Source organism: Psychromonas antarctica (assembly GCF_022267535.1).
Classification (GTDB): domain Bacteria; phylum Pseudomonadota; class Gammaproteobacteria; order Enterobacterales; family Psychromonadaceae; genus Psychromonas; species Psychromonas antarctica.
On the sequence record NZ_JAHNZV010000027.1, the window covers coordinates 1 to 23,833 of the forward strand.

The 23,833-nt window shown below is 40.1% G+C and carries 22 protein-coding genes; 8 read left to right on the forward strand and 14 right to left on the reverse strand.

The window, feature by feature from the left end:
* From KSO91_RS08360 to KSO91_RS08370, 3 genes are all read left to right on the forward strand, one after another.
* Positions 1-325: group II intron maturase-specific domain-containing protein (locus KSO91_RS08360; RefSeq protein WP_275113946.1), on the forward strand; the 325-nt coding region annotated here is incomplete at its 5' end.
* A 180-nt stretch (positions 326-505) separates the two neighbouring features.
* Positions 506-2,116: an NAD(P)/FAD-dependent oxidoreductase gene (locus KSO91_RS08365; protein ID WP_238742501.1), complete on the forward strand. Its 1,611-nt coding sequence runs from the start codon at positions 506-508 to the stop codon at positions 2,114-2,116.
* A gap of 58 nt (positions 2,117-2,174) precedes the next feature.
* Positions 2,175-3,107, forward strand: coding sequence for a D-2-hydroxyacid dehydrogenase (locus KSO91_RS08370; protein WP_238742502.1), 933 nt, complete (start codon positions 2,175-2,177; stop codon positions 3,105-3,107).
* Between the two features lie 47 nt (positions 3,108-3,154).
* Here the strand turns inward: KSO91_RS08370 and KSO91_RS08375 are convergent, their stop codons facing one another.
* The 6 genes from KSO91_RS08375 to queF all read right to left on the reverse strand — a co-directional run bounded on the left by KSO91_RS08375 (position 3,155) and on the right by queF (position 11,940).
* Positions 3,155-4,879 carry a hypothetical protein gene (locus tag KSO91_RS08375; RefSeq protein ID WP_238742503.1) on the reverse strand — a complete coding sequence of 575 codons (1,725 nt, stop codon included), beginning with the start codon at positions 4,877-4,879 and terminating at the stop codon, positions 3,155-3,157.
* A gap of 74 nt (positions 4,880-4,953) precedes the next feature.
* Positions 4,954-5,751, reverse strand: coding sequence for a flap endonuclease Xni (gene xni / locus KSO91_RS08380; RefSeq protein ID WP_238742504.1), 798 nt, complete (start codon positions 5,749-5,751; stop codon positions 4,954-4,956).
* Position 5,752: 1 nt separating this feature from the next.
* Complete coding sequence (gene ppnN / locus KSO91_RS08385; protein WP_238742505.1) at positions 5,753-7,105, reverse strand: nucleotide 5'-monophosphate nucleosidase PpnN; 1,353 nt, start codon at positions 7,103-7,105, stop codon at positions 5,753-5,755.
* A gap of 201 nt (positions 7,106-7,306) precedes the next feature.
* Positions 7,307-8,770, reverse strand: coding sequence for a GGDEF domain-containing protein (locus KSO91_RS08390; RefSeq protein ID WP_238742506.1), 1,464 nt, complete (start codon positions 8,768-8,770; stop codon positions 7,307-7,309).
* A gap of 88 nt (positions 8,771-8,858) precedes the next feature.
* Positions 8,859-11,069: a tetratricopeptide repeat protein gene (locus KSO91_RS08395; RefSeq protein ID WP_238742507.1), complete on the reverse strand. Its 2,211-nt coding sequence runs from the start codon at positions 11,067-11,069 to the stop codon at positions 8,859-8,861.
* Between the two features lie 13 nt (positions 11,070-11,082).
* Positions 11,083-11,940, reverse strand: a complete 858-nt coding sequence (queF, locus tag KSO91_RS08400) for an NADPH-dependent 7-cyano-7-deazaguanine reductase QueF (protein ID WP_238742508.1) — start codon at positions 11,938-11,940, stop codon at positions 11,083-11,085.
* 79 nt (positions 11,941-12,019) lie between these two features.
* Between queF and syd the strand changes: the two genes are divergently transcribed.
* The gene (gene syd / locus KSO91_RS08405) at positions 12,020-12,574 is read left to right on the forward strand and encodes a SecY-interacting protein (RefSeq protein WP_238742509.1); all 555 of its coding nucleotides are present in this window, start codon (positions 12,020-12,022) and stop codon (positions 12,572-12,574) included.
* A gap of 78 nt (positions 12,575-12,652) precedes the next feature.
* A complete protein-coding gene (locus KSO91_RS08410; protein WP_238742510.1) occupies positions 12,653-13,501 on the forward strand; it encodes a LysR family transcriptional regulator in 849 nt (282 codons plus the stop codon).
* A 78-nt stretch (positions 13,502-13,579) separates the two neighbouring features.
* On the opposite strand, the gene KSO91_RS08415 is transcribed toward KSO91_RS08410, so the two are convergent.
* On the reverse strand, positions 13,580-14,926 hold the full coding sequence (locus tag KSO91_RS08415) for a magnesium transporter (protein WP_238742511.1): 1,347 nt from the start codon (positions 14,924-14,926) through the stop codon (positions 13,580-13,582).
* A gap of 267 nt (positions 14,927-15,193) precedes the next feature.
* Between KSO91_RS08415 and KSO91_RS08420 the strand changes: the two genes are divergently transcribed.
* Complete coding sequence (locus KSO91_RS08420; protein WP_238742512.1) at positions 15,194-15,433, forward strand: hypothetical protein; 240 nt, start codon at positions 15,194-15,196, stop codon at positions 15,431-15,433.
* A 231-nt stretch (positions 15,434-15,664) separates the two neighbouring features.
* Here KSO91_RS08420 and KSO91_RS08425 read toward each other — a convergent pair whose 3' ends face one another.
* The 7 genes from KSO91_RS08425 to KSO91_RS08455 all read right to left on the reverse strand — a co-directional run bounded on the left by KSO91_RS08425 (position 15,665) and on the right by KSO91_RS08455 (position 22,474).
* Positions 15,665-16,546: a DUF3014 domain-containing protein gene (locus KSO91_RS08425; RefSeq protein WP_238742513.1), complete on the reverse strand. Its 882-nt coding sequence runs from the start codon at positions 16,544-16,546 to the stop codon at positions 15,665-15,667.
* A 479-nt stretch (positions 16,547-17,025) separates the two neighbouring features.
* A complete protein-coding gene (locus KSO91_RS08430; protein WP_238742514.1) occupies positions 17,026-18,744 on the reverse strand; it encodes a carbohydrate-binding module family 20 domain-containing protein in 1,719 nt (572 codons plus the stop codon).
* Between the two features lie 581 nt (positions 18,745-19,325).
* Positions 19,326-19,811 carry a CreA family protein gene (locus tag KSO91_RS08435; RefSeq protein ID WP_238742515.1) on the reverse strand — a complete coding sequence of 162 codons (486 nt, stop codon included), beginning with the start codon at positions 19,809-19,811 and terminating at the stop codon, positions 19,326-19,328.
* Positions 19,812-19,979: 168 nt separating this feature from the next.
* Positions 19,980-20,756: a Zn-ribbon-containing protein gene (locus tag KSO91_RS08440; RefSeq protein ID WP_238742516.1), complete on the reverse strand. Its 777-nt coding sequence runs from the start codon at positions 20,754-20,756 to the stop codon at positions 19,980-19,982.
* Between the two features lie 8 nt (positions 20,757-20,764).
* On the reverse strand, positions 20,765-21,082 hold the full coding sequence (locus tag KSO91_RS08445; protein WP_238742517.1) for a hypothetical protein: 318 nt from the start codon (positions 21,080-21,082) through the stop codon (positions 20,765-20,767).
* 27 nt (positions 21,083-21,109) lie between these two features.
* Positions 21,110-21,424, reverse strand: a complete 315-nt coding sequence (locus KSO91_RS08450; protein WP_238742518.1) for a DUF3301 domain-containing protein — start codon at positions 21,422-21,424, stop codon at positions 21,110-21,112.
* Between the two features lie 9 nt (positions 21,425-21,433).
* Positions 21,434-22,474 (reverse strand): DUF3549 family protein, encoded by a 1,041-nt coding sequence (locus KSO91_RS08455; RefSeq protein WP_238742519.1) that lies wholly within the window; start codon positions 22,472-22,474, stop codon positions 21,434-21,436.
* 130 nt (positions 22,475-22,604) lie between these two features.
* On the opposite strand from KSO91_RS08455, the gene KSO91_RS08460 reads away from it, so the two are divergent.
* Both KSO91_RS08460 and truC read left to right on the forward strand, forming a co-directional pair.
* Positions 22,605-22,973 carry a YqcC family protein gene (locus tag KSO91_RS08460; RefSeq protein ID WP_238742520.1) on the forward strand — a complete coding sequence of 123 codons (369 nt, stop codon included), beginning with the start codon at positions 22,605-22,607 and terminating at the stop codon, positions 22,971-22,973.
* A gap of 4 nt (positions 22,974-22,977) precedes the next feature.
* Entirely contained in the window at positions 22,978-23,775 is a 798-nt protein-coding gene (gene truC / locus KSO91_RS08465; RefSeq protein ID WP_238742521.1) for a tRNA pseudouridine(65) synthase TruC, read from the forward strand.
* Positions 23,776-23,833 lie beyond the last annotated feature (58 nt).

Sequence of the window (23,833 nt, forward strand, 5' to 3'; positions counted from 1 at the left end):
TCCAGTAGTACGCGGTTTTGTAAACTATTTCAGTATAGCCAATTGCAAACGAGAATTGAAACAACTATCAGGTTGGATAAGGCGAAGATTAAGGGCGGTACAGCTTAAATTGTGGAAGAAACCGAGTCGGTTGCATCGACGTTTGAAGCAGTTGAAGTACAAACCCCCTTTTAAATTCATAAAAATGAATTCGTGGCGCAATTCGAGAAGTCCTTTATCGAGTTTTGCGATGCCGAATAGTTGGTTTGAAGAGCTTGGTTTGTATCAGATAGATAATGTGAACACAGGTTGGCTTGCTCCCTCAGCGTTTGTTAAAACGAAATGATGGAATATAAGAATACAGGAGCCGTATACGAGGTCCGTACGTACGGTTCTGTGAGAGGGATGAGGCAAAAGCCTCACCCTACTCGATATGAATAAAATTTATACACGTTGGTGCTTTTCAATTTGCATCAATATCACGTAAACTACGGCTCTATTTTCAGGCTCTTTTGTCAGGTGACCCATGATACGTTTAAACCAAGTTAAACTTCCACTCGACCATAGTGATGATGCTCTGCAGGCATTTGTCTTAAATAAACTGTCGATTACAGCTGATCAGCTGGTGGATATACAGCTCTTTAAACGTGGTTACGATGCACGCCAACGTAATGTTATCTCTTTAATTTATGCGCTTGATGTGACACTCAAAAATGTCGATGAGGCAGCGCTATTAAGCCGTTTTGAAAAAGATCAGAATGTGCGCATATCACCCGATACGACCTATAAATATGTTGCACAAGCGCCGGCTGATTTAACTGAGCGGCCAGTGGTTGTCGGTATGGGGCCTTGTGGTCTATTTACAGCTTTAATTCTTGCGCAGATGGGCTTTAAACCTATTTTATTAGAGCGTGGAAAATCGGTACATGAACGTTCTAAAGATACCTTTCGTTTTTGGCGGAAAGGCGAGTTAAATACAGAATCGAATGTGCAGTTTGGAGAAGGTGGCGCGGGGACTTTCTCTGATGGTAAATTATATAGTCAAGTCAAAGATCCCGGTTTTTTAGGCCTTAAAGTTAAACAGGAATTTGTTGCCGCCGGTGCTCCTGCTGAAATTATCTATGTCAGTAAACCCCATATTGGTACCTTTAAACTGGTCACTATGGTTGAACGTATGCGCCGTCAGATAATCGAGCTTGGCGGTGACATTCGTTTTGAAACGCGTGTAGAAGAGTTAAATATCGAAGCCAATCAAGTTACTGGTGTGACGCTTAATGGCGGTGAGATTATTAACTCTAAACATATTACCTTAGCGATTGGGCATAGCGCCCGTGATACCGTGCAAATGTTACATGATAAGGGGGTGCACCTTGAAGCGCAGTCTTTCTCGGTTGGCTTTCGTATTGAGCATAAGCAGGAAATGATTGATAAATGCCGCTTTGGGATTAATGCTGGCCATCCTCTTTTAGGCGCAGCGGATTATAAATTAGTGCATCACTGTAAAAATGGCCGCTCAGTATACAGTTTTTGTATGTGTCCAGGCGGCGTGGTAGTGGCAGCTACTTCTGAAAAAGAAGCGGTTGTGACCAATGGCATGAGCCAGTATTCACGTAGTGAGCGTAATGCAAATAGTGCGATTGTGGTGGGTGTGTCACCCAGTGATTTTGCTAATGATCCCCTGCAAGGTATTGCACTGCAGCGTAAACTGGAACGTAATGCGTATATTCTTGGTGGCAGCAATTACGATGCGCCAGCGCAACGTGTTGAGGATTTTTTAGCCGCTAAAGATGCAAAACCTTTTGGTCCGATTGAACCTTCCTATAAGCCCAATGTGAAAATGACTGATTTGAGTGGCAGTCTGCCCGATTTTGCCATTGCGGCGATCCGCGAAGCGCTACCGGCGTTTGACAAAAAAATTCGTGGTTTTGCGAGCGCAGATGCAATTCTTACGGGGGTAGAAACACGTACTTCATCACCCGTACAGATAAAGCGTGGGGCTGATTATCAGAGCATTAATATTAAAGGGTTGTATCCTGGTGGCGAAGGCGCTGGTTATGCAGGAGGTATTCTCTCTGCCGGTATTGACGGTATTAAAATCGCAGAAGCGGTGGCGCTAGACATGTTGAAAGCGAATTAGTCAGCCACGATTTTATTAAATATCAGCATCCTCTTCGGAGAACTTGATCGCAGTGAAAATGAAGATAGTACTGCTAGACGCACTAACATTAGGTGACAGTGATTTATCTCAGTTAAAAAAACTAGGAGAGTTAAGCGTATATCCAATCACTGAGAATAAACAACGATTAGCGCATATTGCCAATAATGAGGTGATCATTACCAACAAGGTGATAATTGACCGCATTATTATAGAAGCCAATCCGCAGTTGAAATTAATTTGTATTGCGGCAACCGGAACGAATAATGTAGATCTGCTTGCTGCTGAAGAGGCTGGGATCGAGGTTAAAAATGTGTGTGGATATTCAACGGAAAGTGTCGCGCAGTTTACTTTTTCTATGTTATTTCAACTAGTCCATCAAAGCCGTTATTACGATCATTACACACAAACAAAAGCGTGGTGCTGCAGTCCTGTCTTTACCCATATAGAACACTCTTTTTTTGAAATAAAAGGAAAGCGTTGGGGGATTATTGGTTTTGGGGCGATTGGACAACGCGTCGCTGACATTGCGCAGGTGTTTGGTTGTGACCTTTGTTACTATTCAACTTCTGGTAAAAATAACCAACAAGCGATTAAACAGGTTGATTTACCGACACTTTTATCAACTTGCGATATCATCTCTATCCATGCGCCACTGAACGCTCAAACTGAAAATCTAATTGATGAAAAAGCATTAGCATTAGTGAAAAGTGGTACTGTTGTGCTTAATCTCGGGCGCGGAGGCATTATTGATGAATCAGCGATGGCACAGGCAATTGATCTGGCGGGTATTTATCATGGCAGCGATGTTTTAGCTGTTGAGCCAATGGGGCAAGATCATCCTTATTTTTCAGTACAAGCGCAATCGCGTTTACTGATCACGCCACATATCGCATGGGCGAGCGCAGAGGCTCGGGTAACCTTGATAAGTGCGTTAATCAGCAATATAACATCCTATAATGCTGTTTGTTGATCCATAGAAAGCTACCTAAGGCAGCTTTTCTATGGTGTTGCCAGCGTCTATTTTGAGGCTTTGCTATTAATATAGTTGCTAAACACAATTCCTTGTTCATTGATGTCGACGCTCATTTTCATGCGTGCATCATAATCAATTAAAAACATGGCCTCTTCAGGCAACGTTTCATTGGCTAACTCCATTGCTGTCACTATCGGTGTAAACATCTTTTTAGTAGCAAAAGATACGCTATACATTCCATTTTTAGCGAGTGCCTCTGTCGCCAGCGAGTCAGCTACTTTTTTACCTTTTTCTCCGTTGTAAATGACCAAATGATTGCCTTTTATCGCCAGTTTAGGATCTATTTTTAGTTGTGCTGGCATCGGAAAAATAGCGCCTAAATCTATCGCCTCTGAGCTGCTGTTAAGCTGCACTGATTGCAATGCTGGTATGAACATTTTCGCGCTGTTGAAAATCTGCTCTGGGTTATCGGCTGATAAGGTAAGTAGTGCATCGAGGCTTTCCAGCATAGGGTCATTTTTAGGCTGACTTATTGTATAATCTAATACGGCCATGCTAATCCCTTTTACACCACTTGCCATATTTGCACTCATACCGATCATGCCAATCGATTCGCCTGATTGGCTGATCTGTTGCTGTAATTGAGCAAGGGGTTGGCATGTGTAACTCGGTGTTTGTAAATCGCTCCAAATGTCGTTTAAAGCCACGCCTAATTGATTAATATCAAGCCCTAGCCCCATCGCAAATACATTATTTTTAATATCGGCAGTGTACTCTGGAATATAACCACGTAATGATTTTAATGCGTTTATAAGCACTTGATTTTTGCTTTCAATGACAGTGCTAATGGCAACGGTTGATTGTTCCGCACTGATATCGAGTGTGGTGTAGCCAAACACGGTACGCGGCCAGTTAGTGGTGATAGTTGCAAAATCACTCACACATTGTGCATTTCGAATCGAGGCAAGTGGGCTGGGCTTATTAGAGTGTTTCTCAATCGCTGCTATTTGGCGTGCTAATTGATTGCCATCAGTGGTGGTTAACCCTTTGAACAGTTCAATATGATTAATAAAACCAACACTGGCTTTTTGGAAGCTATGCGTGGCGATAATCTCTTCAATTTGCCCTGATGCGGCTAATGAATTTTCTACTTTGCTCAGTCCCAGTGCAGTTGCTAGTAGTGCTTGATCGTTATAGGCGCTATTAAGGGTTATTGTTAACAGTCCTTTATCGATTGCTATAATGAGTTCTATCTTTTCGGGGTTATTTTCATCTGTTAACGGATAAGAGCGATAACTTAAGGATTGTAGGGATCCTTGCTGATGAGTAAAGCCGCTTTCAAGTTCATTTTTATCTAATAAATCCCAAATCGCTTGTGGGTTTTCGATTTCAGCTTTTAAAACAGGTAACAGCCCCAAAGTATAGAAATAAGCGCGCAATTGCTCAGGAAAACCGAACGTTTTTATGAGCGCATCGGGATCCTTTAATCCATCTTGGTAAGTTTTCAATATATTTAAGAAAAATTTGATTTTAGGGTTTTCTTGAGTAGACAAATCATCAATCAGTTGATCGCTAGAATTAATTTCAGCAGAGGCAGAGGAAAGGTAATCTTTCAGTGGAAATGGAGTCAGCTGAGCAGTAAATAGCGGTGTATCTGCAGGCACATAATCTAGCACGTTATAGGCTGTAGAAGCGCTCTGTTGCTGGTTGAAAACATAAGCGCCAGCGCCGACAGCGGCGACAGTTGCGATGATTAATACTTTTTTCACGTGCTTTTCTCCTGTTGATAATAATCCCTTTATCTTACCTAAAAAGAGACAGATGGCTACTTAAAAGTTATCTTTTATTGATTTTTAATGGCTGTGTGGGTATAACGTAAATCCTTTAAATTAAAACCAAGTGAGATGCTTTTATGCAAAGTCACTAGTTTTTTTGTTAATAACGCATCTGCTTTGCATTGATGGATTTTTGCCAGACGTTTATCTGCTTCATCTGTGGGCTGCAGTAGCATATTATCGAGGCTTTTAAACTGTTTTAATAGCGTCAACGCTCCTTTCGCACCGATGCCTTCAACCCCTTTAATTGCACTGCTAGAAATGCCGGTGATGGCCCAGTAGTCACATAACTGCTGAGTGGATAGCCCCATTTTGTTGAACACGGCTAATGCGTCGGTATAGCGATGTTGAAAATAATCATAAATGATAATCTGCGTATTCAGCAACTGGTAGAAACCTTTATCAGTGGAAACAATAATGCATTTTTGCTGTTGCTTGGCCATTTTATCTGCGAGTGTTGCGATAAGATCATCTGCCTCATCGCTTTCAGTCACCAAGGACTCTACTCCCATGGTAAAAAAGAGATCTTGGATCCGATCTAAATCCTGTTTTAAAAGTGCAGGAACAGGTTTGCGCCCCTTTTTATAGTTTGGATATAAGCGATGCCGCCAACTGGCGGTGTGACTATCAAAAACACAGATCACATGGGTAGGTTGATGAATATGTAATAATTTTTTTAACGCATTACAAACCGTGTTTTCAGTGGCAAGTATTGCGCTTTCTGTTTCACCAGATTGCTTTTCTTGCACGGCATAGATGCGCCGAATTAAGTTCATTGCATCAATAATAAGGAGCGTGGAAATCATATTAACTGATTATTTTATAGCAAGGAGTATACACGGAGCCGGGTAACTTCATGCGTCCCTGAGCGATAAAACTTTCTAATAAGCGATCGACTTTTTCCATTAGTGCTTTTTCACCTCGCAGTTCAAATGGACCATGCTTTTCAATTGACTTGATCCCCTCATCTTTCACATTTCCACCGACAATGCCCGAAAAGGCACGGCGTAAATTTGATGCCAGCTGTTCGCGCGGTTGGTCATAATGCAGTGCTAGATTGGCCATGTTTTCATGACTAGGCAGAAAAGGCTGCTGAAAAGGATGATCAATTTTAAGTGACCAATTAAACGAGTAAGCATCACCAATAGCAATACGATATTCTGTTACTTTAGTCATCGATTTTTTCATGTGTTGTGCCACTAACGATGGGTTGTCAATAATGATTTCGTAATGTTGTTGCGCTTCTTCTCCCAGCGTATCGTGAATAAATTGATCTATTGCGGCAAAATAGGATTCACTTTCTTTGGGCCCTGTTAGAATAATTGGTAAAGGTTGACGTTTATTTTCTGGGTGCATCATTATTCCCAAAATATATAATAATTCTTCTGCTGTGCCGGGGCCACCAGGGAAAACAATGATGCCGTGGGCAACCCGCACAAATGCCTCAAGACGTTTTTCGATATCGGGTAAAATTACCAGTTCATTGACAATCGGGTTTGGTGGCTCAGCGGCAATAATACCCGGCTCTGTAATCCCAATATAACGGCCATCATTGACTCTTTGCTTGGCGTGGCCGACTGCAGCGCCTTTCATTGGCCCCTCCATGGCACCCGGACCACAACCCGTACAAATATTTAACTCTCTCAGCCCTAATTGACTACCGACTTCGCTGCTGTATTTGAACTCATTGTCGTTAATTGAATGCCCACCCCAGCAAACAATTACATTGGGCTCAACGCCCGGTTTTAATATATTGGCATTACGCAAAATTGAAAAAATTAAGCTGGTGATTTGTGTTGCAGAATCTTTATCTTGATCGGGTAGGCGCAGTTGCGTATTTACATAGAGTAGATCGCGTAACACCGAAAATAGATGTTCTTGGATCCCTTTGATCAGTTCGCCATCAATAAAGGCTTGTTCAGGTGGATGTAGGAGTTCTATTTTTACTCCTCGTTCTTGTCTTAATACATTAATTTCAAATGTTTTGTATTTTTCTAAAATTTCTTTACTGCTGTCCGTATGGCTACCTGAATTCAACACGGCTAGTGAGCAGTTGCGAAATAGATGATAAATGTCGCATGCGGCACTGGCTTTTAATTGGTTAACTTCAAGTTGTGATAATAAAGCCATACTACCGACTGGGTTAATATGAGTGATCATAGCGTTTCCTTGAATCTAATTAGGCATTAATAGTTAATAAATGATGAGCCAATAAAGTTTTGTCGCGATCAGACATTCCGATTTATAGGGAGGGAGATGGATCCAACACTGTTATATTGCCACTGTATACTGAGTTGCTTGCTGCAAGGATAAGCTAAAGAGAGAGGTTCTCCATCTTTTTCTTATTAAAGCAATGAGTTACTACTTTTTAAAGTAAATAACATGATCACGTCCATTGTTTTTCGCATAATAAAGGGCTTGATCTGCACGCTCAAAAGCACTATTAATATCATCATCTTTAGCAAAGCTGCAACAGCCAATAGAGATGGTAATACTAATATTGTCTTTTTTAAACTTAAAAGGAATTGCTTTTATAATTTTGCAAAGCTTATCTAATACAATCTGCATCTGTTCAGGGGTTATATCGGGTAGTAACACGCTAAATTCTTCGCCACCATAACGCGCAATAAAATCTGCATTACGCAGTGATTTTTGCAGTGTTTGTGCGATCACATTTAGTACTTTATCACCGGCTAAGTGGCCAAAAGTATCATTTATTTTTTTGAATTTATCGATATCAATAATCGCTAAATTGAGGGGGTGCTGATAACGTTGGTAACGCGTAAATTCAATTTCTAGGCGTTCACTCCAAGCCGCACGGTTTGGAATCTTAGTTAGAAAATCAGTATGCAACTGCTTGTTTTGCTGCTTCAGTGTGTTTTGGTAATTTTGGGTTTCATTTTGTAGCTCTTTGATTTTTCTGACCATACCCTGAAACTGTTGGCGTACTTTATCTTCTTTTTCGCCCACTTTTGCTTTAATTAGTTGCTCGACACTTTCCGAATAAGAGTAGATATGATTTCTTAATAATTCGATGTTGCTTGCTTCTTCGGCATCTTTTTTGAGGCGAGAAGATTTCCTCTGTATCGTTTTAATACATTGCTCTTGTTTTTCAAAAGTACTTTCTGCATATTTTATATTGCTGGAAAAGTCAAGATAGAACTGAGTCAGGCTGTCATTAAGTGTATATAAAAAATGCCGAGATGAGCGGCGCTCCTCACGAGTGCTATCAATAATAATGGCGATAATGCTCATGCAATACTGAGGTAACATAAGAGAACTATTTGCAGAAACAATTTTATGGCGAATGGCTTCGAGCTGTTTTATATATGCTTCACCAATATCTAGATTAAGAATAAGCAGCTGTAATTCGTCACATAATTCATCAAACGGATGCATTTCGTTAATGTCATCTGCTGTTGCTACTTTGTTATTATTTAGCTCGATAACAGCACGCTGGTATATTTTGATAATATTGGTGATTTCATTGTGGTATTCAATAATAGAGTACGGCTGCGGGGTAGACATTGACTGTTCAATTTTATTGCGCAGAGGATCGGAGAGTTGAGTCAGTCTTTGTAATTGTAGTTGTGATTGCGATACGATCAATCGCCCTTCAGATAGCGTATCTTCTATTGGAATATTTAACGCATTTAGTCGTTCAGTACACTCTTCATAAAGTGTATCTGTCATTTTTTCGGAAGGGCTCGAATGCAGTTTCTTTAAAAAACTGACATGATAGTGATCAAAACTTTTATCTTGCCGAGCCATTTTTTTTAATAACTGTTGCAGTAGTCTTAAAACAGTTATTTTCGATGTCATCATAATTATTCCATTAGATATTTAGACTTCAGATTATCATTAAATTTGGCTATTTGTACAAGGTTAGGCGACTAAAAACCACGAAAAGGAGTTATTTATTGTGCTTTGGCCAATTAAAAATATGATCTGCATGACTACTCTTTATTTTGACCAGGCCCTTATCTATTGCAGCTTGACCCAATATCCACAAATCCCCATCAAAGAAAGCTGGCTGTAAATTATCAATCGCATACAATTCAACCCAGCTACTTTGCTGTTTAGCATCTCTAATTTGACTGGCTGCGAAAAGAGCCAAACTACTTAAATTTAAGATGCGGCTGGGCGTAATTGCACGACTGGCATTATTTAAAAAGGGGAAAGCGACAATGCCACAGGAAATAGGGGTTACTAGCTGCTGTTTTTCACTAAAAGTGCTAAAGAATTGTTCTATTTCTTTTGCAAAGCGAGCCGCATTTTGCTGCTCTTCCTGTTTGCTGATAAATAAAATTTGGTTGTCGCGGATCTGAAATAACTCAATACGTTGAGCACAATATACCTTTAGTGCTAAGCCCAATTGTTTTTCTATTTCAGCTGAATTATCAATACCAACTAATTCATTTATATGCGATAGATAGGGGATGCTTACTAATGCGTAATAAAGCGGTTCACCATGATAAATAGTATTAAAACCATTACTCGCTGCGGACTGTAAAGGCAGTTTAGTACGCATGTGAACGGCGAGTTGTTGCTGAGCTTGTTGATCCGCTACAAGCAGCTTTTTATTACGTTTTAAAGTATAGAAAAGTATTAGGCTAAGGAGCGTCAGGAAGCTCAGGACACTATAGGTTAGCGTTTTCAAATGGTCGGTTTTTTTCTGTAATTGGGTGTTTTGAGTTTCCAATTGATCCTGCTGTTGTGTTTTTTCAAAAAGTTGTAGTTGTTCGCTAATTTGTAATTGCTGTAATTCAAAGAGGTGCTCTTTAATACGATTTTGCAATGCATTGAAGTTTTTGAAATTTACAATAGCCCGCTCTAGGTTACCTGTTCTCTCATAGCTTGACGCAAGCATTTCAAAGGCTTGTACGCGTAGATAAAGATTGTCATTGGCTGATATCTGTAATACTTTTTGTAGTTGCAAAATGGCCAACGCATAATCTTTATTAATCATATTCAATTGCGCCAGCAGTAGTAAACTTTCCATAAGATAGCGGGGTTTATTTAAACGCGTGAAGTGAAAACGGGCATTTTGTAAATATTTTTGTGCGAGCTGCAACTCTTTCTTATCACTCTTTTCATCTTTGTTCGCTAGGTAAGTTCGCCCAATTTCAAGGTAGACATGAGCGAGCAAACTACCGTGTTTATTATGTTCAATTAACTCCAACGCATTAAACAGGTAAACGAGCGCTTGATTATTTTCATTGTTTTGACGTTTTAAAATAGCAAATTGAATTAAGCTTTTAGCTTGCTTAGTTTTATTTTCAGTCGCCAGATAAAGTTCGATACGTTGCTTGGTGACATCAAGTGCTGTAGAAAAACGATATTTTTTTTGATATAGATCTGCGATGCTACTTTTTACCTGCCCACTTAGATTGATAAAGGCATGCTGGTTGGCTAATTTGTTGGCCAGAAGAAAGGATGACGCTGCTAATTGTTGTTGATTGATTTGCTCATAATAAAGACCGTAATAATAAACTAACCAAGCACGTAACTCTTTATTTTGGCTGCCCTTTATATTCTCTTTTACGGTCTCTAGTGCGCTAAGCGCATCGCTATAATGGTATACTTGTAAAGACAATTTACTGCTTGTTAAGAGCAGTGCATTCTCTAAGTTTGGCGAGTCAGTAAAAGGCGCTTGTGTGATACGCTTTGATGCCTCTGCGAGTGTTTTTAATAATGAAAGGTTACTTAATTGTGGGCGTTCTTCTTCGGGAATTTCTGATGCAATGAGATTTAATGTTCTTACTTTATCGCTTGATAAGTCAGTTGCCTCTAATAAGGGCAGTAATAAATTGAGTGCGCTAGGGTAATCTTCAAGCTGTGTATAGCAAAAAGCCTGTAACTGAGCTGGAAAAGCATACGCAGCCCCCACTGGCTGCCTTTCTTCAATAATCCCCTTCGCATTCAGTTTAAATGACCTTTGTTGGTTAATATATTGGCTGGTCGTCTCCACACAGCTCTGTGGATCGCTATAACGTAAGTCATAGGCTTGCTTAAGAGTCGTCGGAACCTTGGCATCAATTAATACTATTGCCTGTGCTGATAAACTTATCTGTAAAAAAAAGATAACCACAATAGGGCGGAGGTATAAGCCAATATTTTTCATAAAACCTATTTTTTTATTGTCGTAGTAAACGGATATTATCAACAACAGCGCAGTCTTGTGTTGCGCGTAACGGGTTAATATCTAAACCGCCTCGGCGAGTATAACGCGCGTAAACAGAAAGCGAATCTATTTGTGCAAATTTCATGATGTCACAATAGATCCTCTCTACACACTGTTCGTGGAACTCATTATGTTGGCGGAAAGAGATTAAATAACGCAGTAATTTCTCTCTATCTAACTTTTTACCGGTATAACTTATTTCAATACTTCCCCAATCTGGCTGGCTAGTAATTAAACAATTAGATTTTAAAAGATGTGAATACAAGGTCTCTGTTACTGTCTCATCAGCGCTGATATCGATTAGGTAGTTGGGGGTCAGCTGATAGTTATCTATCTCAATATCGAGGCTATCTACACAATAACCGTGAAAAGTGCCAAGCTTATCGGTGAAACAGTCTAAGTTGCTATTGAGTTCTGCATTTACCGCCTTATTGGCGCAGAGAGAAAGATCCCGAGTTAATACTGCTTGTATCTCATCGATTGATGCAAACTTAGTTTGGTTAAAACTATTTAAATATAATTTAAATGACTTTGACTCAATTAAATTATCGCTATCAAATGGAACTTTCACTACTCCCGTTGCAACAAGCGGTTTTCCTTTAAGGTTTAACCAAGATAGTTCGTAAATATTCCATAAATCGAAACCCACAAAAGGGAGATTATCTGCAGTGAGGCTTAATTCATCGCGATTTAAACTGCGTGGTACACCTTGTAACAGGTTGGCATCATAGATGCTCTTGTATTCACTTGTCTTTCCAAGAGAAAGGTTTTGTAGGGCGCTAGCTTGCTTATAAAGTGGTTTATGGGTCATAGTGATTAGCTTATATATTTTTTAAGAAAGACAAGTGTACAATGTATCCATTGTAATCAAAATATAGAAATATTAGATAATGGATAATACAACAGAAAACCAGCTTTTTGCACTTTTTGAGCGCCAACAGTCACTTTGGCAGCAGCAGAGACAATCTTTGCCGCAGCAGCGCTTTGACTCCGAGTGGATTTCTCCTTGCCAAGTTGGCAAGCCGCAGGAAGGTAAAATCGAGTGGGCTGCCGTTAAGCGAACTCCGCCTGTTGATCTGAGTAATATTGAGCAGGCGCTAGACGTTCAATTGCATCCCAGTATTGCGGCACTCCTTTGTAGTGCTTATGCCGATTGCATTCCTTGCCTATTTGATGGCCATCACATTGAGTTAATTCAGGCATGGAATGAAGCCGACTTTAAGCTCTTACAAGAAAATATGGTCGGCCACTTTCTAATGCAGAAACGCTTGAAAAAACCTACTTCAATGTTTATTGCCAGCTGTTCTGATGAGATGCAGATTATCTCGATATTAAATGCCACCGGTCAAGTGCAGTTAGAGACGCTAGGAAAAGGTCAAGAAGCCATTTTAGCTGAAAATGTTGCGGATTTTTTAGCACTACTTGAACCTACTATTATCGAGTGATAAAAATGTTTTCCATGGGTTTCATTGTCTTGCTATTTTTGAATAACAAAATTGATTAGTTGGGTGGGCTGTTATTAGATGAAAATTGAGTTACTTAAAACATTCTTAGAAGTGAGTCGAACCCTGCATTTTCGTTTAGCATCTGAATCTTTGTTTATTACGCAATCAGCGGTGAGCGCACGTATTAAATTACTCGAAGATGATTTAGGCGTACTACTTTTCGATCGTCGCCAAAAACATCTCAAGTTAACACCTGAAGGGCACCGTTTAATTAAGCACGCCAATGAAATTATTTTTATGTGGCAAAAGGCGAAACAAGATGTCGGTATTAGGGATCAGAGCGCATTACAATTAGTGATAGGTTCAATAATGTCTATTTGGGATATTATTCTGCAAAATTGGCTCCAAAAAATACATCACAATATGGATCAAATAAGCCTCTTCACAAACACCTATTCTCCGCTTGATTTACGCAAAAGTGTTTTAAATGGCGTTATTGATATTGCCTTTTTGTTTGAACCGCCCTTTATTGAAGAATTGGTCACAGAAAAAGTGGCAACTGTTCCATTACACCTAGTTTCCACTGTTCCTGATTTCAATAGCGGGGCACAAAATTTAAATGATTATGTGATGGTTGATTACGGTGCCTCGGTGAATGCGCAGCATATGCGAGAATTTAAAAATTCACCACCTGCAAAACATTCAATAGGGCAGCCCAGAGTGGCTTTAGAGTATATATTAGAAGCAGGTGGGAGCGCTTATTTGCCTCGTCAAATGGTATTTGAGCATATCCAAAATAAGAGGCTTTATCTCGTTGAAGATGCGCCGGTGTATTCGCGTGAGATATTTGCCATCTATTTAGCCAAAAGCCACAAAGCTGAGGTTATCCGCCAAGCTATCCAGTATTTTCCTGACGTTAGCCTTTAAAACTACACACCCTGAATATACGGTAAGCAAGCTATCCGTATAACCGGGATTATAGGGTAAAATACCTTAATGGCTTAGTTAAGTCAGCAGCATGCAACCGAGGCCTAAAAAGGTAACAAATCCAAAAATGTCAGTTACCGTGGTTAAAACGACAGCGCTCGATAGTGCTGGATCTATATTTAACCTTGTCATCAGCCAAGGTACCCACACGCCCGATAGCGACGCGATAATTATATTTCCCAGTATTGCGATAAAAATAGCCACTGATAACAAGGGGGTTTCAAACCAAAAATAAGTGATGTAGGCGATCACGCTCGCCCATAACAACCCGTTTATACAACCCACTTTAAGCTCTTTTGCGACAATAGCCTTTTGATTCGCTTCTGTTATTTGCCCTAATGCCAGTCCACGAATAATAAGGGCAAGTGTCTGGCTGCCGGATATCCCGCCCATAGAGGCCACAACAGGCATCAGCACTGCCAAGGCGACAACTTGCTGCAATGTACCTTCAAATAAACCAATAAACCAAGAGGCTAAAAAGGCAGTAATCAGGTTTATACCTAGCCAGACCGCACGGTTTTGGCTACTGCGCCATATATTAGAGAAAAGATCTTCCTCTTCCACTAAACCCGCCGATTGAATTAACTGGGTCTCTTTTTGCTGATCTCTTATTTTATAAGCCTGATGTAGATCTAACCTACCCGTCAGGCAGCCTGTATGGTCGATAACGGGTAAAGCTGTTTTATCCGAAAGAATAACTTTATTAACCGCGCTATAAATGTTGTCGGTTACTTGTACCGCTTCATAATCAGTATCGACAATGGTGGCAACCGGGGTGTCATCATCCATTGTTATTACACTAGCGATGGCGACTTCACCGACCAGTGTTGCATCACTTTTAGTGACGTAAAATCGCTCTGATAGTGGCGGTAATGTTTTCGAACATATCTTTTTCGCTGCGGATACTTTTAAGCGCTCAGGCACTTGTATATCATCATAACTTTGCCAGTGGCCCACTTCATCTACGGAATACTCTTGTGCTTTTTTAAACAATCCGCGCTGTTTAGCTGTCATTTTAGAGACGGCATACTCAACAAAACGATCGCTGAGGTTTTCAGAAAGATCGGCTAATTCATCTGCATCGAGTTTTTCAAGTAATGGAAAACATTCTGAATCTTCACTGGCATTTAATATCATTTGCCTTGATTCATAGCGCATTTCAATGAAAACCTGCTGCTGTATTTCAGGCGTTATAGATTGCCAAATTGATTTTCTTAATTGAATGGGAAAGGCTTCTAATAACACCGTAATCTGGTCAACAGATAAACTCTCTTCAAGTTGCCTTATAACCTCTGCTAAGCGTGTTTCATCTTCAATATTATTATTTAGTTGCTCAATGAAAAAAGGTATATTTTCATACGACATCGATTCTCTCCCTATAGAATATAAATAGATTCCATGGTTATAAATAAAATGTGCTAAAGGGGTGTCTTTTATTCATTCTATTAAGTGTGTGGATACCCTGATAAACAGCTGCTGCTATTATATGTCCTATTTTCATATATTTTAAAAACTTGGATTAAAAATTGACTATTAACAAAAAAAATGAATCAATAAAAATAAAATTTTTTGCTTTTATTGCTAACGTTAAAGGCTGACTATCCATTACATTTTGATAGGTAGAGGTTTTAAATGAATAGTAGTAAAAGTCCACGTGGATCTGATTTTAACCTAGCTATTGAATATGAAGCTAGTGTTTATAGACAAGATTTAGCTGATCTCGAGTTAGTGATAGATAGTGAGCAATCTAGTGCGCAAAAAGAGCGCAATAAGAATAGAGATAAGCGCCTGATTAAAGAAAAAATAGAGAGCCAACTTGAGAAAATAAGAGAAAGAAAAGAGCATAATGTTTTATACGATGATTGGAATTGAAAAAACAAATGAAAAACAGCGTTGCTTATCCTTGTCGATTAAATAAGCAGATCGCGATAAAACGTTACAAATAATTATTATCGCAATTATTTATGGCGAAATTCAAAGGGTAAAAGCGCTGTTCAGTCAAATCTGGAGAACATTTCCATGATACCCTCTGTCGTAACTCGCTTGCCGAGGCGTGTATAAAACCGCGCAGATATCATCTCTGGCGGCCTATAACCCCGGAGACTACTGTTCGGATAAGCTTTTCAATGCGATTTGGATTTTTTGTAACTTTACTCTTAATTTGAGCATATTATCAGGCCCCATCCGAATCATCAGTTTATCTGCTGATGATAACGCCTCTAATTGCGGATCGGCGAATTTATACATGACAGATGGCGCCACTAATTTAATCGGTTCGCGGATAATCGGGGCATTAAGAACGCCCTCTATCGCCGCAGATAATGTTGAAATGAAGGCATTTTCAGAATAACCGAGTTCCGCATAAGCTTCTGAAAATAGAGGGGTTAATAATCTGTATTGGTCGATCGCATAGTCAATATTAATCGCGTTTATAATATCGACATAAAGATCATAGCGATGATAGCTTTTTGTATCAAGATAAATTTCATTATCCACTTTAAGCACGCTAAAAGGCTCCGTTGGCTTAATTAATGGACTATATTTAGTCAGTAATTCACCTCTGGACAAGTTATCAATAAAGACCACTAGATTTCTAATAATATTCGTTTGTTTTAATAGTACCGTATAGCTCGGTAATAATGACACTGACTGAGCAGATGATAAGACCGTCGCATCGGAATCATTTAGTGAAGAAAGATTGCTTGCTTCAACTTCGCCAGTTGGCGCAAGTGTCTCAGCTGGCTCAATAGTTGTGTCTGCTGTTGTGACTTCTTTGTCAATTGTGTCAGTTGCTTGCTGCTCATTCACGGGCGCTGTCGTGGGTAAGCTTATGGGCGTAAGCTGTGCAGCGGGATGTTGTGGTGCTATTTTCCCGCTGTTGATATAAAAATAAGTGCCGCCGACAATAATTGCAAATGCAATCACTGTGTAAGTTATCTCAGAGTTGCGGTTTTTTTTCACTTTATGTCTTTCAGGTGTGCGCATTTTTTTTCCTCGAAATTTTAATGTCTGATGACTATCCTGCGATTTATTTACACGCTACCAGTTCACAGATGGAGATCCCCAGTGTGAATCGTTTGCGCTTATCTGTTTTCTGCTATTGGTCATTATTGAGACCCCATAGGAATAACCATTAAGTAAATATTCAGCCATCATCTCTTTTGTTTCTACCCATTGGTGTGGCTAAATTAGATGCTGTTCGTCAAATTTACCATCATAGAGTCATTACAGCTGCATAATTCTACTACAGAATGGCGCTAAGCTTACTTTTTTATTAATGTTAAAAATACTTATTTATCAGGCAGTAGAAGTGGGTTTTGGTTCCTGAGCCGCATGGTTATTTTTCCAAAATAGTCTATTTTTAAATGCTTTGTAGCGTTTCTAAATAAAAAACCAGCCGAGAGGGCTGGTTTTAAGCATATTTGGTTGTAACACTATTAACGACTAAGCAACACGCTTATAGGTTAAAAACCACCTGTTGTTGAAGCGCCAGTCCCGGTGTTGACGGTATTATCTGCACCTGACTGCCATTGAATAACATTGCTCGGATTGGTTTCGTTACGGATAATACATTTCCATGCAATATTGGTATTTGCTGGAAGTGAGATACTACCGGTCCAAACGGGGTAACTGGCTGGGTTTAGTTTGACAGCACTCGCTGCTTGCCAATTGCCAAGTTCAGCTTGATCGCCAACTGCGTAAACACTGTCGCCCATATTGGTATAGCCGTTATTACAAGTGAAATTTACGTCTACGTTGGTTGGATTAATAATAACAACTTCACCATCTGCTAACCACATTCTCGCTGAACTTGCGGGAATATTGATTGTATAACTGTTGCTATTTACCTCGAAGCTGGCACCTGTAAACACATCAGCATAACTTGCTGATTGCTTTAAACCGCTCGCATCGATGTTGATATCTTTATTATAACCGCACTTGTTAATACCTACGAGGCCTGCTTGACCGCGGCGGAAAACCAACGCACATTGATCTGAGTATAAAACTTCCTCATCCGCGCCTTGAACACTGTTATGGAATTTAACCATTGCTTTTAAATTATCTTGCTTATAATCGTTAACCCAACGACCATTATCAACACCTGTTGCGTCACTAAATACCATAGGTACACCTTCCTGGCGCCCAAGAATATAAGCGTAGGCTAGATGTTCATTGGTTTCACTCATGATTTGGTAACGGAAGCCATCATTACTTGGGATATCGTGGGTGATAGTAAAAGTTAATGCGCGCATACCATCAATCGCACCGCCCCATGATTTAGGATTGGCTAATGCAGTTAAGCTGCCGTTGGAAGAAAAAGCATCGCGTAACGTTTTGAGCAGTGGGAAATCATATGCACTGTGCGTTGTCTCACGTAAATAGGGTTCTAAGAATGTATCATAATCGATATTGCCGCTGCCTGCGCCGGTGATGATTTCAGCAAATAGGTACATATCTTGTTTAATTGAATCAGTGAATACTTGGTTAATATGCCATGTGGTCATATGCTTTGCAGCATCAATACGGAATCCTTTAACGCCCATATTTTTTATTGCTTGCAGGTAGCTACGTTGTTGCGCACGAACCCAGTCATTAGGATCTAAATCGGGTAAGCCACGGTCGCCATTACCACCACAAATTCGCCCGTTCATTGACTCCCATACACTGGTCCAATCGCTAATACAAAACTCCGCGTGAAAATCGCCAGGGGTATATAAATTATTGCTCAAATCACCAAACAGTTTTTGTTTTTCCCAATAGCCGCTGTTGTTCATATAATCATTGATTGTATCTGCGCCGGGGAAATAGGTTGAATTGCCGCGTTCATTAGCCGTCTGGTTTATAACAATATCTGCATAAGTTTTAACGCCATGGGCATTTAAGGCGTTGATCATGTTTTGAAAATCTTCTTTATTTCCGCGATTATTATCTATTACACGAAGATCTTGTGGTTGATAACGTGCCCACCATTGGGAATTGTTGCTATCGGATTTTAGCGGTGGAGCCACTAAAACTTCTTTATAGCCAATTTCAGCTATTTCTGCGGCTTTGGCGGCCACCTCTGAATACTTCCAGTCGAATGCATGTAAAATCACATCGGCGCTGGCCAGTTGAGAAAATAGAGCTAACGAAGTGCCCAGTAGACAGGAATTAATCTTGTTTGCATTGAGTTTGAATTTCATTATCAGTATACCTATTCCATTAGTAAGTTGATTCTTTGGCCACAAAGCCTAGAACGAACGAGCATTCAACAAATATGTGTTCGAGGTACGACTCTAATGCGTGAAACAGTGGGCATAGAGTTTTTTATACTAATAAAACAGATATTTTTAACTTGTTGAACCGCTTCATCGTTTCAATTTCACATCCTTTGTGACTGACTAGCTGCGCATATATTGAACTTAATGAACAATAAATAAGCAGACCGTTAGGTTAGCTGTTTATAAACTGCGGTCAAGGGGGGAGAAAATAGAAATGTTAAAAACATGAACTTGTGCGGGTAACTAAAGTACTGCTTTGAGATCAATATTCAATAAAGTTTGCACATAGATTTACCCCATAGATCGCACGCTACAAATAACGTGTGATCATAACATGGTACGCTGAGGAGCTTCCAAGAGGCTGTAGTGCAAGGATTTTATTTTCGATTTTAGCGCATTATAATTTTTTAACCCAAAAGATGGGAACTGGAGGCGACAATCTGGGGAGGGGATTGCCGCAGCCTACTATTTGCATATGTCATTTAAAAGCCGTTGTTGTGATGTTATTTTGTAGCTGTTGTTTGATAAGCTTTTGAACCCCACAGTGGCACTGTTGACAAACTGTGTTTAAAACTGCCAGATGTCTCTTTAGTCGAATAAGAGATATACATCAGCGTTTGATTATCCGCATCAAAAATACGTCGAATTTTCATGGTCTTAAAGAAAATACTTTTTGATTTTTTAAATACCACGTTGCCTGATGCCGATTTATCGATTTGGCTGATCATTGCGGGGGTGATTTCACCTGTTTGACGGCAAGCGATCGATGAATCCGAGGGATCCGAGAAACTTAAATCCGCTTCAATACTAGCCACATGACAAGTGACCCCCGTTACAATAGGATCAACCAGTATATTGATTTTAATATCTTGGGTGGTGAAAAGACCTAAAGAAACATCGCCCACTTCATCTTGTGAGCAATTTTTCAGAGCAAAAAAGAAGATAACAATAACCACCACAATGGCGGCTATCAGTTTGACTTTTTTCATTATTAGTATTCCTTATGTTGATACCAAATCGACTCATTATCTATTCATTTATGGTTGTTAAATGAATGTTAGCTTCGTAATTTATTTTGTAATTAGAATAATTAGTTACTGCAATGAATGCCTTGCTTTAATCCACATTAATAGGTCATCTAATGCGTAAAATGGGTGTTATTTCTTAAAATCCCAAGATAGATTGGAAACGAGTTGGCAGCTATCACATTTAAAATCAAAAATATCAAACAGTGGCGAGTCGAGTTTCCACTCTCCTCCGCAGCAAGGGCACTTTCTCTGTTGCTCTTCCTGTAAACTTTTTCCGGCGACGCGGTACAGGTAATAGTAAGTTGGGACATGGGTAATGCCCTCAATGCGCTTACAAAGCTCACTGCCACGGTGGTAAAGTCGGCTATCTACGTCACCCAGCTCTTGTAAAGCTACGCTGGAAACTGCGGATCCATTCATCTGTAGTTCATCGCAATTAATCCATTCTTCCTGCCACTTGATGACGCTTTTACGATCACCATTACTGATCGCTTCAGCTGTACGATAAAGCGGAATAGGAGCAAGGGTTTCACCGCAGCGCAGCGGTGAACAGGTATCTAAAAAAGTAGTATACAATAATTGCCAGCTTGGTTTGAAGTGAGATGCGCACTCTAGCGAGTTGAGATCTTCGCCAATGGTTTTAATTTTAGGTGCAAGTAGTCCGGCCGCGGTCAACCCATCTAACGCCTGCTTTACTTGCTGGCTATTAAACTTATCATGTAAGCTATTTTCTTCGGGGCAGACTAAACGAACTACAAACCAGCTGGCAAACATGGCAACAGGGAATTCACGGCCTAAGATCTGTCCATTATACCGGAGCATATCAAAGTAGTTATTAATTGCGCGTTCAACTGCTGCATATTGGGTGTTCTGATAGCACTCAAATCGGATCTCTTTAATAAACATGGTTAACTTTACTCTTCTTTTGCCAGTTGTTTTTGCAGCTGATTGAGTTGTCTCTGTAAACTCACTATTTCAGTTATTAAGGGCGCTAGCGCTTGCTCGATTTTGGCATCTACGCGACGTTCAAAATGCGCGTTTTCGTTATCCAATGGAGGTGCCTGCATGGTAGCTATCGGTATCTCTTTCTGTGGATTCTCTTTCCACATTTTTAGTCCTTGGATAATCATCGGTAACGGCACTTTTTTGAGTAAACGTGCTTTAATCAGTGCGGTATTAGGCACCTTTCCCTCTTTACTGAGTTGCTGTGCAATTAATATAATATTTTCCATAAAATCCTTATCGAGCGTTAATCTATATTAATGAAGTGCACCTGGTGCTTCAAAAGAGCGATACACGGGCAACACAAATATTGGCCTATGTAATCCGGATAAGAATAGATGACCTTGATAGTTGTTATCGTTATCGCTACTAAATTCAAAGATAAAACTAGCTTGCAGAAAATTCGCCCCGAATTTGTAATTAAACGTCGAGCGGGCGACTGAGAGTAGTTGCAGATCGAGTTTGAGGCAGTGCTGGGTAATAAGCTCTTTGGCATACTCCGATTGTTGACGTAATTTCCAAATCAGTGTGCTCGCGAGTACCAAAAAAAAGATAAATAACAGATTTGTCATAATGCCCCCTTAACTTTGTTTTGTGCCGGAAAATAGCAACCCTATCGCCTCTGAAAGCGCTGGAGAGCGGGCGCTTAAACGTAACTGCTTAAGTACCTTATCACGCAGAGCAGGAATGGCTACTAAATCGCTAAAGAGTGGTGAAAATAGTGCTGCATGGTGATTGGCTAAGCTTTCAAAAAAACGGTTAAGTAAGGTTTCATCTTCAAGTAGTGACCATAACCGCCCTGCAATAGCGATATACCAATGCTCGTTATAAATTAGAACAGAAGAAAACTGTTTTTCTAACAGTCCTTTGGTAACGTCAACGGCAGGGGAGCTTGCCAACGCGCGCAGCAATAAAATAGCGTTATCTTGACGGTCCGCGTGTAGTTCTATTTTAGCCTGTTCTGCGATAGCGGTGGCTAACTCTGTAGTGATTGTTTGATGCTCTAAACATAAGGCTAATGTCTGTAGGGGCTGTTGCGGAAGATGCGAAAGGGCATTGATAATACTTTGCTGGTTATTATCTGAGTTTAAGCGTGCCGCTATATCGGCGATCCCTTGCATACCTAATGCTTGCCAGTCATTCCAATGCTGTTTCCCTGAAAAATAGCTTAATGCGGCAGGATAAAAAGAGGAGGCGGGACGGATAAAGTCGGCATTGATGTTGGCATTAAAAATAGCCAATTTTTCAGCGTTCGGCTTAAATATAAACGGGTTGCTCGCTAAGGATTCTTGCATTACTTTGTCTATTTCTGCCGTTAAATTTTTTCCCATTGCTTCTACCACCATTTTAATAAAGCTGGTCTGTGCTGTAATTTTTAGAAATCCCTGTTCATCGATAGGCATTTTTAAAAACCAGATAAAATGACTCTGTTGTTTGCCTACTTGCCAAAAGGTGATAGCGATAAAAGCCTGCTGCTGAATCGGGTAGGGGTAAGCTTGCTCGTTATGGCTTATCTTTTTAAAATCACTATTGCAAATTTTAGCCACTTTACGGCCGAGATCATAAATTCTATATTGGCACTGCGATTGCTCTAAAAAGTCGGTAAAGGTACTGATATTCATAGTGATTTCATTCTATTGTTCATAACATGCTGTGATTATAACAACTCCTTAATAAATGTGGGCAGGAATTTATGTGCTTTGCCCGCTCGGGTGGTATATTAGTGGTGGTTTTTAGATTGGGGGAAGACAGATGTTAAACAACCAATTGGCACTATCCGAGGCCGACTGTAAGCAACGCCACTTGCTGCTACAGGAACTAAATGGATTAGAAGCCGAATTACGTTTGCTGAATTTGTGGCAGAGCATGCCCCCTAGCATTTCCGCGTTAAGCAGCCGTGCCCCTTTCGCAATTGATACCTTAACTTTTGTGCAGTGGTTACAGTTTATTTTTATCGGTAAAATAAGTCACTTATTGCAGTTTTCTTTGCCGCTACCAGTGGCAATGTCAGTACAGCCGATGGCCAGCGAATATTTTAAACGCGTTGCGGTTAATAGTGCCCCTATCATTGAAATTATCGGTCGTATAGATTTACTGATAAATAATAATAAAGCGAGTTAAACGGATGGACCAAGGTATCACGCATCAACAGCCAGATTTTACTGAGGCACTTGCCGAGCAAGATATTAGTGTCGAAGCCCTTAGCCCAGATCTCGATATTCTTTATCAGGACGAATTTTTAGTGGCGGTCAATAAACCCTCCGGTTTATTAGTACATCGTAGTTGGTTAGATTGCCATGCCACTGAATTTGCACTGCAAAAAGTACGCAACCAGATTGGCCAATATGTCTATCCAGTGCATCGTTTAGACCGCCCCACCTCGGGGATTTTACTGTTTGCATTAGATAAAGAAAGTGCTAAAAATATCAGTGAGCAATTTTCAAATCACAGCACAAATAAACGCTATTTAGCCGTTGTGCGTGGTTATTTAGAAGATGGTGGGCTTGATTACCCATTAAAAGAAGAGCTCGATAAAATTGCAGATAAACAGGCGCTGCAGGATAAACCCGCGCAACCGGCATTTACACAATATCACTGTTTAGCTAAAACTATGCTGCCGATTGCGGTGCGCCCTTATGATTCATCGCGCTATAGTTTAATGGAACTTATTCCTAAAACTGGGCGTAAACATCAGTTGCGCCGTCATATGGCACATTTGCGTCATCCAATAGTGGGAGATACGTCGCACGGCGACGGTAAACATAATGCCATGTTTCGAGACCACTTTGATTGTTATCGCTTACTGTTACATGCTGCTTATTTGTCTTTTAATCATCCTCAAACTGGGCAGTTAGTTGAGATTCATGCCCCCTTAGACGATGTTTTTAAAACGTTATTAATAGCGCTAAAATTAGATGTTTGATATACCCGTTAGCTCTTCACCTTCGCGCTTAGGCACTGTTCATCTCATGACTTGCTAA

Coding starts and splice junctions, on each gene's coding strand:
- KSO91_RS08435 (WP_238742515.1), bottom strand. CDS start 19,811: ATGAAAAAAGTCAAACTGATAGCCGCCATTGTGGTGGTTATTGTTATC.
- KSO91_RS08455 (WP_238742519.1), bottom strand. CDS start 22,474: ATGAATATCAGTACCTTTACCGACTTTTTAGAGCAATCGCAGTGCCAA.
- KSO91_RS08415 (WP_238742511.1), bottom strand. CDS start 14,926: ATGTCGTATGAAAATATACCTTTTTTCATTGAGCAACTAAATAATAAT.
- KSO91_RS08460 (WP_238742520.1), top strand. CDS start 22,605: ATGTTAAACAACCAATTGGCACTATCCGAGGCCGACTGTAAGCAACGC.
- syd (WP_238742509.1), top strand. CDS start 12,020: ATGGATAATACAACAGAAAACCAGCTTTTTGCACTTTTTGAGCGCCAA.
- KSO91_RS08370 (WP_238742502.1), top strand. CDS start 2,175: ATGAAGATAGTACTGCTAGACGCACTAACATTAGGTGACAGTGATTTA.
- queF (WP_238742508.1), bottom strand. CDS start 11,940: ATGACCCATAAACCACTTTATAAGCAAGCTAGCGCCCTACAAAACCTT.
- truC (WP_238742521.1), top strand. CDS start 22,978: ATGGACCAAGGTATCACGCATCAACAGCCAGATTTTACTGAGGCACTT.
- KSO91_RS08410 (WP_238742510.1), top strand. CDS start 12,653: ATGAAAATTGAGTTACTTAAAACATTCTTAGAAGTGAGTCGAACCCTG.
- KSO91_RS08445 (WP_238742517.1), bottom strand. CDS start 21,082: ATGGAAAATATTATATTAATTGCACAGCAACTCAGTAAAGAGGGAAAG.
- KSO91_RS08450 (WP_238742518.1), bottom strand. CDS start 21,424: ATGACAAATCTGTTATTTATCTTTTTTTTGGTACTCGCGAGCACACTG.
- KSO91_RS08365 (WP_238742501.1), top strand. CDS start 506: ATGATACGTTTAAACCAAGTTAAACTTCCACTCGACCATAGTGATGAT.
- KSO91_RS08425 (WP_238742513.1), bottom strand. CDS start 16,546: ATGCGCACACCTGAAAGACATAAAGTGAAAAAAAACCGCAACTCTGAG.
- KSO91_RS08440 (WP_238742516.1), bottom strand. CDS start 20,756: ATGTTTATTAAAGAGATCCGATTTGAGTGCTATCAGAACACCCAATAT.
- KSO91_RS08430 (WP_238742514.1), bottom strand. CDS start 18,744: ATGAAATTCAAACTCAATGCAAACAAGATTAATTCCTGTCTACTGGGC.
- xni (WP_238742504.1), bottom strand. CDS start 5,751: ATGATTTCCACGCTCCTTATTATTGATGCAATGAACTTAATTCGGCGC.
- KSO91_RS08420 (WP_238742512.1), top strand. CDS start 15,194: ATGAATAGTAGTAAAAGTCCACGTGGATCTGATTTTAACCTAGCTATT.
- KSO91_RS08390 (WP_238742506.1), bottom strand. CDS start 8,770: ATGATGACATCGAAAATAACTGTTTTAAGACTACTGCAACAGTTATTA.
- ppnN (WP_238742505.1), bottom strand. CDS start 7,105: ATGATCACTCATATTAACCCAGTCGGTAGTATGGCTTTATTATCACAA.
- KSO91_RS08395 (WP_238742507.1), bottom strand. CDS start 11,069: ATGAAAAATATTGGCTTATACCTCCGCCCTATTGTGGTTATCTTTTTT.